Origin of the sequence: Mesorhizobium sp. M7A.F.Ca.CA.002.04.1.1, assembly GCF_004022805.1 — a bacterium.
Classification (GTDB): domain Bacteria; phylum Pseudomonadota; class Alphaproteobacteria; order Rhizobiales; family Rhizobiaceae; genus Mesorhizobium; species Mesorhizobium ciceri.
The window spans coordinates 1-10,298 of the sequence record NZ_RZPL01000123.1; the positions used below are offsets into that span (position 1 = coordinate 1).

General features: G+C 63.7%; 9 protein-coding genes. 6 read left to right on the plus strand and 3 right to left on the minus strand.

The annotated features are described in order from the left end of the window. Positions 1-147: 147 nt before the first annotated feature. The 3 genes from ENZ75_RS09185 to ENZ75_RS09195 form a co-directional block, all read right to left on the minus strand. A complete protein-coding gene (locus tag ENZ75_RS09185) occupies positions 148-1,659 on the minus strand; it encodes an altronate dehydratase family protein (protein ID WP_063169852.1) in 1,512 nt (503 codons plus the stop codon). Positions 1,660-1,851: 192 nt separating this feature from the next. After that, positions 1,852-2,181, minus strand: coding sequence for an L-rhamnose mutarotase (locus ENZ75_RS09190; RefSeq protein ID WP_063169853.1), 330 nt, complete (start codon positions 2,179-2,181; stop codon positions 1,852-1,854). 19 nt (positions 2,182-2,200) lie between these two features. Next, on the minus strand, positions 2,201-2,875 hold the full coding sequence (locus ENZ75_RS09195) for a GntR family transcriptional regulator (protein ID WP_013528167.1): 675 nt from the start codon (positions 2,873-2,875) through the stop codon (positions 2,201-2,203). A gap of 324 nt (positions 2,876-3,199) precedes the next feature. Here ENZ75_RS09195 and ENZ75_RS09200 point away from each other — a divergent pair, with 324 nt between their 5' ends. The 6 genes from ENZ75_RS09200 to ENZ75_RS09225 all read left to right on the plus strand — a co-directional run. After that, positions 3,200-4,702, plus strand: coding sequence for a sugar ABC transporter ATP-binding protein (locus ENZ75_RS09200; protein ID WP_063169854.1), 1,503 nt, complete (start codon positions 3,200-3,202; stop codon positions 4,700-4,702). Then, positions 4,699-5,697: an ABC transporter permease gene (locus ENZ75_RS09205; RefSeq protein ID WP_244506882.1), complete on the plus strand. Its 999-nt coding sequence runs from the start codon at positions 4,699-4,701 to the stop codon at positions 5,695-5,697. Before ENZ75_RS09200 ends, ENZ75_RS09205 begins: the two co-directional genes overlap by 4 nt. Further along, positions 5,697-6,692, plus strand: a complete 996-nt coding sequence (locus ENZ75_RS09210; protein WP_063169855.1) for an ABC transporter permease — start codon at positions 5,697-5,699, stop codon at positions 6,690-6,692. The genes ENZ75_RS09205 and ENZ75_RS09210 overlap by 1 nt, the downstream gene beginning before the upstream one ends. A 14-nt stretch (positions 6,693-6,706) precedes the next feature. Continuing rightward, on the plus strand, positions 6,707-7,645 hold the full coding sequence (locus tag ENZ75_RS09215; protein WP_013528163.1) for a sugar ABC transporter substrate-binding protein: 939 nt from the start codon (positions 6,707-6,709) through the stop codon (positions 7,643-7,645). Positions 7,646-7,886: 241 nt separating this feature from the next. Further along, entirely contained in the window at positions 7,887-9,059 is a 1,173-nt protein-coding gene (gene ssuD / locus ENZ75_RS09220; RefSeq protein WP_063169856.1) for an FMNH2-dependent alkanesulfonate monooxygenase, read from the plus strand. Continuing rightward, the coding region (locus tag ENZ75_RS09225) for an FAD/NAD(P)-binding protein (protein ID WP_128278043.1) at positions 9,056-10,298 on the plus strand (1,243 nt) is incomplete at its 3' end. The genes ssuD and ENZ75_RS09225, both read left to right, overlap by 4 nt.

The window sequence follows — 10,298 nt, forward strand, 5'->3', positions numbered from 1 at the left end:
ACGCCTGGCCATCGCGAAGCCGAGGCCTTGGGCGCCACCGGTGACCACAGCGTGCTGGCCGTCAAGATCGATCCTGTTCATGTCGAGCGGTTCTTTCCGTTTGAGCTACTTCCGGGATAAAGGCCGGCCTGTGCAGGCCGGCGATCGCTACATGGTCGCGCCAAGGCTCCATGGCACGAACTCGTTGTCGCCATAGCCGAGCGCTTCCGACCTGGTGCGCCCGCCGGAAGCGACGCGCAGGATCTCGGCAAAGATCTCCTCGCCCTTCTCGGCCAGCGAGACGCCGTCCAGTATGTCTCCGCAATTGATATCCATGTCCTCGCGCATCTGCTCGAAGATGAAGCTGTTGGAGGCAAGCTTGATCGAGGGCGTCGGCTTGCAGCCGAAGGCCGAACCGCGGCCGGTGGTGAAGCACAATATGTTGGCGCCGCCGGCGACCTGCCCGGTGGCCGAGACCGGGTCGTAGCCGGGCGTATCCATGAAGACGAGGCCGCGCTCGTTGATCGGCTCGGCATATTCCAGCACCGCCCGCAGATTGGTGGTGCCGCCCTTGGCGGAAGCGCCGAGCGATTTCTCCAGGATGGTCGTCAACCCACCCAGCTTGTTGCCGGGCGAAGGGTTGTTGTTCATCTCCATGTCGTGCCTGGCGGTATAATCCTCCCACCAGCGGATGCGTTCGATCAGCTTTTCGCCCACCGCGCGGCTCTCGGCGCGCAAGGCGAGGAGATGTTCGGCGCCATAGATCTCGGGCGTCTCCGAGAGCACCGCCGTACCGCCTTGCCCGACAAGCAGGTCCACCGCAGCACCTAGTGCCGGATTGGCGCTGATGCCGGAGTAACCGTCCGATCCGCCGCATTGCAGCGCAAGCACCAGTTCGGAGGCTGGTTGCGGCGTCCTTTCGGCGGCGTTCACCGTAGGCAGCATGTCGACGATCGCCTTCACGCCAGCCTCGACCGTCTTTCGCGTACCGCCGGTTTCCTGGATGGTCATCGTGCGGAAAATCGTGCTCTCCTTGATGTTGTACGACTGCATCCAGCGTGGGATCTGGAACGCTTCGCAGCCGAGTCCGACCATCAGCACGCCGCCGATATTGGGGTTCGTGGCAAAGCCCCATTGCGTCCTTTTCAACAGGTCGTAAGCGGGACCCTTGGTGTCGATGCCGCAGCCAGTGCCGTGGACGAGTGCGATGATACCGTCGACATTGGGATAGTCGCGCAGGATGCCAGACCGGTTGACCTCGTCGGTGATGAACCGGGCGACGCTGGCAGAGCAGTTCACCGAGGTCAGGACGGCAATGAAGTTGCGCGTGCCCACCTTGCCGCTCGGCCGGCGGTAACCCATGAAAGTAGCGCGCTCGGCCTCGGCAACGATCTCGGTTTGCCTGGTATTCGTGCCGAAGACGTAGTCGCGTTCGAAATTTCGCAGATACACATTGTGCTCGTGAACCCAGTCGCCGGCGACGATTGGTTCCCGCGCAAAACCGATGGTCTGGCCGTATTTCACGATCGGCTGGTCCGAGCCGATGTCGCGCAAGGCCATTTTGTGCCCGCGCGGTATGCGTGCCCTGGCAGCCACGTCACCGGCTTTTTCGCCGATCTTCAACGGATCGACCGCCAGAAGAATGTTGTCGGCCCCCGAAAGCTTGATGAACCGCGCCATGACCCCATACTCTGAAAAAGTTCTCCGCGACAGGAGGTCGAGAGACAAGAAATGATTTGGAATACTAATATAATAGAATGTCAGAGGTCAAGGAGGTCAAGGCCGGAGACTGGATGAGGTCGTCATGAAAGACGGACCGGTCGCCACGTCGTTGGGGCATATCCGGGAAGCGACTGCCCGATAACGTTCCGGTCAATCGAGATGGAAGACCTCTCCCATGGCCGCCCACCATTCGCCGTCGGCGCGCGTCGGCAGCGGCGTCTGCATGGGGTCGCACAGTTCCCACCATTTGCGCATGGCCGGCGACTCGCTCATCCGCGCTGCATCCCTGGCGAAGTCGCTGCCGTGATACTCCCAGCAGGCGAACAGAAGGTTCTCCGGTTCGCGCAGGAAGATCGAATAGTTGCGGATGTTGGCGCGGCTGATGACGTCGAGCACTTCGGGCCAGACGGCGGCGTGGACGCGCTTGTAGTCCGCGATCGCCTCGGCTTTCACGCCGATACAAAGTCCCATTCTTTGCATGCTGGTTGCTCGCGGGGCTTCAGCCGAGAAGGTCGGCGGCGACTTCGAGCGTGTTGCGGAACGACGTCTCGAGATGATGTTCCATGGCCCGTGCCGCACCCTCGGCGTCGTGGCGCTTCAGCGCGTCGAAAATGGCCTCGTGCTGCTCGATCGTCTGTTCGCCATAACCCGGTCTTGGGATAGCGAGATAGCGCCCGCGATCCATCTGTGCCTTCGAGATGTCGACGGCTCTCCAGATCATCGGCAGGCCGCAGATCTCGGCTATGGTGCGGTGGAAGACATCGTCGAGTTGTATCGCGGTGGCATATCTGCCGCGGGATATGGCAAGCCGGTGCGCCGCCATGTTGTCTTCCAGCAATTCGCTGGCTGCCGCTGTGAACTTGGCGGCCGCGCGTCGGGCGCTTTCCATCTCCAGTGCCCGCCGGATGACATAGGCTTCTTCCAGGTCGGCCCGGCTGATCGGAGCAACATAGGTGCCGGTCTGCGCCAGGATCTTGACCAGGCCCTCGTCGCTGATGCGCTTGACCGCTTCGCGAACGGGGGTGCGAGACACCCCCAGGGCCTCCGCGATGGCGACCTCGTTGATGACCTCTCCCGGCTTCAACTGCCCGACGACGATCAGGTTGCGGATCTTGTGGTAGATCTGATCGCGGAGCGGAAGAGCCCGATTGAGCGTCGAAGGATCCAGGTCCATTGCAAATCCGTGTCTTCGTTCACCAGAAATGGCCAGATAATACTAGAATGTCAATTGGAACGCATCCAATACAAGCGTGGGGGTCGGTGACGCACGACGTCATGACGACCCGCCGGAATCCAGCTTGCCAGAACTGTTATATTAGTGCAATAGTGAGGATGAACGATGGAAAATTCAGTCCGGGACTGAGGCTTGGATCTTCAACAGCGCAGGCCATTCAAGCTTGTTCGAAGAAGCCCGAACTGCGTTTGCAGCGCTATTATACTAACATATCGAAGGCCGATGTAGCGCACCGGCCGGCCGCCAGGAGGAACCTAGCCAGATATGACCGTCGCCGCCGATTGCGCCTTGGATATGCGAGGCATCAGCAAGAACTTTCCAGGCGTGAAGGCTCTGTCCAACGTCAATTTTGCCGTGAAATTCGGCACCGTTCATGCGGTCGTGGGTGAGAACGGCGCCGGCAAATCGACGCTCATGAAGATCCTCAACGGATCCTACGCGCCCACCAGCGGCACGATCAAAGTCGGTGACGCCGAGGTGCGCATGCGCCGGCCCGCCGACGCCCAGGCGCTCGGCATCCGCATGGTGCACCAGGAAATCAATCTGGTCCCCCACCTGACCGTCGCCGAGAACGTCTATCTCGGCCGCATGCCCGGCAAATGGACCTTTCTGCGCAAGCGCGAGATGGTCAGGGCGGCGGCTGCCGTCCTCGACGAGCTCGGAGCGGCCATTAATCCGCGTGAACGGCTCGGCAACCTTTCTATCAGCCAGCAGCAGCTCGTCGAGATCGCCAAGGCCTATGCGGCGCAGCCGAGGATCATCGTGCTGGACGAGCCGACATCCAGCCTCAGCGAGCATGAGACGGCGGCGCTGTTCCGGATCCTGCGCAAGATGCGCGATGACGGCATCGCCATCGTCTACATCAGCCATCGGCTGAAGGAGGTGCTCGAAATCGCCGATGAGGTGACGGTGCTGCGCGATGGCTCAATGATCGAGACGCGTCCGATCAAGGGCATAAAGGCTGCCGATATGATCAGGCTGATGGTCGGTCGCGAAGTTAGCAATGTCTTCCCGAAAAGTCCGGCCGCGATCGGCAAGTCCGTGTTGCGCGTGGAGCATATCAGCGACGGACAGCGCTTCCGCGATGTCAGCTTCGAAGTGCGCGCCGGCGAGATACTGGGCTTGACCGGCTTGGTGGGCGCTGGCCGCACCGAGGTTGCCCGCGCAATCTTCGGCCTGTCGCGGCTTGTCGAGGGCACGGTCAGCGTCAACGGACGCGAGGTCTCGATCAACTCGCCATCCCAGGCGGTCAGGGCAGGCATTGCCTATGTTCCGGAAGATCGCAAGGGCGATGGCGTCGTGCCTGGAATGTCGGTCCGGGAAAACATCAGCCTGCCCATCCTGCGCCGCCTGACCCGTTTCGGACGCATCAGCCGCAGCGCCGATCGCGCGCTTGCCCGGGATTCGGTCAAGCAGTTTTCGATTTCACCGCCCGACGGCGAACGGCGCATCAGCCTTCTGTCGGGCGGCAACCAGCAGAAGGCGGTCATCGCCAAATGGCTTGCCGCCAAACCTTCGGCCTTGATCCTCGACGAGCCGACGCGGGGCGTCGACGTCGGCGCCAAGGCCGAGATCCACCACATCATCGGCCAACTCGTCGCCGGCGGCATGGCGGTCGTGATGATCTCGTCGGAACTGCCCGAAATCCTCGGAGTCTGCGACCGCGTGGTGGTGATGCGCGATGGCTATGCCTCCGAGCCTCTCTTGCGCAGCGAATTGAGCGAGGAGCGCATCATGGCGCTGGCCACCGGGGAGGAGATGGCTTGAGCGAAGCGGCCATGGAGATCGGTGGCGTGAACCGCAACGACCGCTTTACGCGTGGCAGCAGGCTTGTCGATGTCCTGTCGAAGGCGGGGCTCGCCTTCGCCATCGTCGCCGTGATGCTCTACGGCTCCCTCGTCAGCCCCGCCTTCTTCACGTCAGGCAATTTGCTCAACGTCCTGACCTCGATGTCTATCGTTGGCATCGTCGTCGTCGGCATGACCTTCGTGCTCGTGGTCGGCGGCCTGGCCGACCTGTCGGTGCCGGCCACCATCGCCTGCGGCGCCATCCTGTCGCTCGGGCTGCAGCCGATGATCGGGCCGCTGCCGGCGTTCCTGCTGGCGGTGGGTCTCGCGGGCCTCATAGGCCTGCTCAACGGGGGCCTGGTCGGATATGTCGGCATCAATCCCATCATTGCCACGCTCGGCGTTGGCACGATCGGACTGGGCATCGTCCAGGCGGCTGTCGGCGGGGTCATCGTCTATGGCAGCAATCCCGCCTCAGCCGAATTCGCCAAGGGCCGGCTGTTCGGCATTCCGGTCGTGGTGTTGATCTTCCTGGTCATCGCCCTTGTCGGCCATTTCGTCCTGTCCCGCTCCTTCTGGGGCAGATGGACGCTCGCCACCGGCGGCAATTACAGCGCCGCCGAGGCTAGTGCGGTTCCGGTGCGGGCCGTGAAGGCTGGCGCCTTCGTGATCACCGCACTGGCTTCCGGCATCAGCGGCGGCTTGCTCGGGCTGACGCTGCAGAGCGCGCGGCCGCTCATCGGCGGCGGCTACGAATTCAGCGCCATCACGGCGGTGGTGGTCGGCGGCGTGTCGATCGTCGGCGGCTTCGGATCGGTGCCGCGGGCCATTGCCGGCCTCATCTTCGTGCAACTGCTGACCAACGTCATGGTGCTCGACGGTGTGCGCACGCCAATCCAGGGTTTCGTGCTCGGCATCCTGATCGTCGGTGCCGTCGGCATGGATGCGGCGCTGCGCAAGCGGGGCGTGGCGTGATGCGTTTTCTTTCGCTTGTCTCGCAGCATCGCGTCGTCATCATTCTCGGCCTGACGCTCGTCATTTCCGCGCTGTTGGTCCCCGGCTACCTCTCGGCATCGACGCTCGGCCTCGGTCTCGACCGGGCGGCGACGATCGGCCTGATCGCGGTCGGCCTGACGGTGCTTTTGATATCGGGCCAGATCGACCTCTCCGGTGGCGCCGTGTTTGCCCTGGCCGGCATCGTATCGGTCATCCTGCAGCGAGAGATCGGCATCCTGCCTGCCGCGATCGCCGGCATCCTGGTCGGTACCCTGGCAGGCGCCATCAACGGCATGCTGGTCGTCGGCCTGAAGGTGAATTCGCTCGTGCTGACGCTCGCGACGATGCTGATCTTCCGCTCACTCGCGCACTGGATCACCAACAGCCAGCCGGTGACCGGAACCGACATCATGCTCTCCCTGGCGCTGGCCAAGATCTATCTCGATGTCTTCACCCTCCGCAGCGTGCTGTTCATCGCCCTGATCGTGCTGCTGCATTTCTGGCTGACGCGCACCATACCTGGGCGCAACGTCTTTGCGGTGGGGTCCAACCCGGCGGCTGCCAAGGAAAGCGGTATCGCCTCGGACCGTATCGTCTTTCTCGGCTTTGTCTTTGCCGGCACGCTTGCCGGCCTGGCGGGGGTTCTCCAGAGCCTCGTCACCAACACCGGCTCGCCTGTCTTCGGCTCGGAACTGACGGTCGCCGTCATTGCCGCGGTCGTTGTCGGCGGGACTCGTCTCGAAGGCGGCAAGGGATCCGCGCTCGGCACGCTCGGCGGCGTGCTGACGATCGGCTCGCTGACCATCGCGATGGAGTTCCAGTCCGTTCCCGCATACGTCCAGCAGGTCGTGTCCGGGCTTATCCTGATCCTGCTCGTCGTGCTCGATCGGGCCGTTACCACCAAGGGGAGGGCTCCGGGCACGCGCCCGGCGCTCGTTCGCGACAATCCAATCACTCAAGGAGGAACCACATGATTGGGAGGAAACGCATGATTGGCAAGAAAAGCATGCTTCACGTCGCCGCCATGGCGGCTGTGCTGGCATCGACGGGCTGGGCCAGCGCCAAGACGGTCTGCTACGTGACGGCAGCGGATTCGCATGCCTACGCGACGCCGGCCAACAAGGCGCTTCAGGCGCGCGCTGCGGAACTCGGCATCGAGATCCTGAGCCTCAGCCAGGATTTTGATGTCCAGAAAGGCACCGAGCAGCTCAACACCTGCGTTGCGCGCAAGGTCGATGGCATCATCCTGTGGCCGCTCGACCCGCAGGCATACATACCGGGGCTGGCGCGCGCGCAGCAGGCGAACATTCCGGCGATCCTCATCAATTCGCCGATGAGCGACGATGCCAAGCCGTTCATCAAGTCGTTCACCGGGCCTGATGTCTATGAGGAAGGCAAGCTGGCGGCGGACTCGCTGAGCAAGGCGCTGGGCGGCAAGGGCTCCGTCGTCATCATCGCCGGCCAGGCCGGCAACGGCACCACGATCGGCCGCGTCAGCGGATTTACCGACCGTCTCAAGGAAACCAATGCCGAGATCAACGTGCTCGACACGGTCAACGCCGACTTCGACCAGCAAAAGGCGCTGGTGGTGAGCCGCGATCTGATCACACGCTTCGGCGACCAGATCAGCGGTGTCTACGCCAATGACGACACGATGGCCCGCGGCTTCATCGACGCATGGAAAGAGGCGAACCCCTCCAAGGCCGCACCGCCGATCGTCGGCATCAATGGCCAGAAGGATGCGTTCGAATCGATCCGCACCAATGAGATGTACTCGACCATCGTCCAGTCGCCCGTCGAGGATGGCCGCCTGGCGATCAACACGATGGCCGAGATCATCGAGGGCAAGGAGGTCAAGGACCGGCTGCCGATCCCGCTGACAGTCGTCACCAAGGACAACGTCAACGCGGTCGAACCAGCGTTCTGATGCAGGAAGGCCGGCCCGCTGCACTCGGGTCGGCCTCGCCGCCGATTTCTTGGGGAGAGAAATTCTAATAGCGGCAACGGAATTGGAATAAACTAACTCTACAGAGTTTGTGGAATAAGCAATCTGCACTGGCGATCTGGTTTCCACCCGGACAGGACCACGCCATGCCTACCTTTTTGCGCTCGCCGTCAACCAAAGCAGGCATCTCCGGCCGCCTCCGTCAGGCGACGGGAGACAGGCCATGAGCAAGCACATTCCAGACCGTATCAAGGTGCTCTGGTTTCTGCCGACGCATGGCGACAGCCGCTATCTCGGCACGGCCGAGGGCGGCAGATCGGTCGATCTGCCCTATCTGACGCAAGTGGCGAAGGCGGCCGACACGCTCGGCTACTATGGCGTGCTGTTGCCGACCGGCCGCTCGTGCGAGGATTCCTGGGTGATCGCATCGGCTCTTGTGCCGATGACCGAACGCTTGCGTTTCCTTGTCGCTGTGCGGCCCGGTTTGCAGTCGCCGACGCTGGCCGCGCGCATGACTGCGACGCTGGACCGCATCTCCAATGGCCGCCTGCTGATCAACGTCGTCACCGGCGGCGATCCGCTGGAGAACAAGGGCGACGGCATTTTCCTGTCGCATGCCGAACGCTATGAGGTGACGCAGGAGTTCCTGCGCATATACAAGCGGGTGCTGAGCGGCGAGACGGTCGAGCATGACGGCAAGCATTTCCACATCGAGGACGGAAGGCTGCTGTTTCCGCCGGTGCAGACGCCTTACCCGCCGCTGTATTTCGGCGGTTCGTCCGATGCCGGGTCGACGGTGGCGGCGCAGGAGATCGACAAGTATTTGACCTGGGGCGAGCCGCCCGCCGATGTCGAGCGCAAGCTGGACAGCGTGCGTGAACTGGCGCAGAAGGCCGGCCGCAAGCTCTCTTTCGGCATTAGGCTGCATGTCATCGCCCGCGAAACCACCGAGGAGGCCTGGGCCGCTGCCGACAGGCTGATCAGCCGCCTCGACGACACGACGATCGCCTCGGCCCAAAAAGTCTTTGCGCGCATGGATTCGGTCGGGCAGGCGCGGATGAGCGCATTGCATGGCGGCGATCGTGCCAAGCTCGAGATCGCGCCCAATTTGTGGGCCGGCGTCGGCCTGGTGCGCGGCGGTGCCGGTACTGCCCTTGTCGGCGACCCCGACACGATCGCCGAGCGCATCGACGAGTACCGGCGCCTCGGCATCGATACCTTCATCCTGTCCGGCTATCCGCATCTGGAAGAAGCCTATCGCTTCGGCGAACTGGTGCTGCCGAAACTGCCGACCGACCATCCGGTAAAAGCCGCCGGCTCGTCCGTCAACACCGGTCCGTTCGGCGAGACCATCGCCGGCGACCACCGGCCGAAATCGCTCGCCAGCGCCTCGTGAACGCGCTCCCTCCGGCCCGCCGGTTGCGCGTCGCCATCCTTGGCGGCGGCTTTTCCGGCGCGGCGGTGGCCTGGCATCTGGCGCGGGCACCTCAATCGGAGCGCCTGTCGATTTCCGTCATCGAGCCGCGACCAGCGCTCGGCGGCGGCCTGGCCTATTCCAGCGAGGAACCGTCGCACCGGGTCAATGTCCCCGCAGTCAGGATGAGCATGGCTCCCGATGATCCGCAGCATTTTGCACGCTGGTTGGCTGGCAGCGGAGAACTCGAACACGACCCGGATGCCATCTGGAAGAACGGCGACGCTTTTCCGCGCCGTCGCGTATTCGGCCGCTACGTCGCCGAGCATCTGGCGCCGTATCTCGGTTCCGGCCTTGTCCATCATGTCGAAGGTTCCGCCACACGCGTGACACGCGATGCCAGTGGCGCGGGCTGGACCGTGCACACCTCTGCCGGACCGGTCGTCGCCGATATCCTCGTCCTGGCAGCGACGCATCCGCGGCCCGGAATTCCCAACGCGCTGGCCTCGCTGACGGAAGCGCCAGGTTTCGTCGCCGATCCGTACTCTTCCGCCGCGCTTTCAGGGATCGGGCCGGAGGCGTCGGTGCTGATCGTCGGCTCCGGGTTGACCTCGGCCGACATGGTCGCCGAACTTGACCGCCGTGGCCATCGCGGCCGTATCCTCGCGCTGTCGCGCCGCGGCCTGCGCTCGCGCGGCCACCCGGATATCAGGGGCGAGCCTTTTGGCGACTTTGCATCCGCGCCGGCCACGACGGCGCTCGGCCTGCTCAAGACCATTCGCGCGACGCTGGCGGCCGCGCGCGCCGCCAATGTCAACTGGCAGTCGGTCTTCGATCAGCTGCGCCTCCAGGGGCCGGTGCTGTGGGCCGCACTTGCGCCGCCGGAGCGGGCAAGGCTGGTGCGCCAGCTGCGCGTGTTCTGGGACGTGCATCGTTTCAGGATCGCGCCGCAGGTCGCCGCGGTGCTCGACCGGCGTCATGCCGCCGGTACAGTCGACACCATTGCCGCCAGGCTTGTCGCGTCGAACGACGAGGACGGCAGCCTGGCTGTCAGCTTTCAACGGCGCGGGCAGACCCGGATCGAGACGATGCGCTTCGCTGCCGTCATCAACACCACCGGTCCGGCCCATGGGCAGGCGCTGCAGCTGAACCCGGCGCTAAGCTCGCTGGCGGAAGCCGGCTTGATCAGGACGGACCAATATGGGCTTGGCATCGAGACAG

What these genes read in the sequence shown, in the direction of transcription:
- ENZ75_RS09195 (WP_013528167.1), bottom strand. Translation starts at nt 2,875, where the DNA reads ATGGACCTGGATCCTTCGACGCTCAATCGGGCTCTTCCGCTCCGCGAT.
- ssuD (WP_063169856.1), top strand. Translation starts at nt 7,887, where the DNA reads ATGAGCAAGCACATTCCAGACCGTATCAAGGTGCTCTGGTTTCTGCCG.
- ENZ75_RS09215 (WP_013528163.1), top strand. Translation starts at nt 6,707, where the DNA reads ATGATTGGCAAGAAAAGCATGCTTCACGTCGCCGCCATGGCGGCTGTG.
- ENZ75_RS09185 (WP_063169852.1), bottom strand. Translation starts at nt 1,659, where the DNA reads ATGGCGCGGTTCATCAAGCTTTCGGGGGCCGACAACATTCTTCTGGCG.
- ENZ75_RS09200 (WP_063169854.1), top strand. Translation starts at nt 3,200, where the DNA reads ATGACCGTCGCCGCCGATTGCGCCTTGGATATGCGAGGCATCAGCAAG.
- ENZ75_RS09190 (WP_063169853.1), bottom strand. Translation starts at nt 2,181, where the DNA reads ATGCAAAGAATGGGACTTTGTATCGGCGTGAAAGCCGAGGCGATCGCG.
- ENZ75_RS09210 (WP_063169855.1), top strand. Translation starts at nt 5,697, where the DNA reads ATGCGTTTTCTTTCGCTTGTCTCGCAGCATCGCGTCGTCATCATTCTC.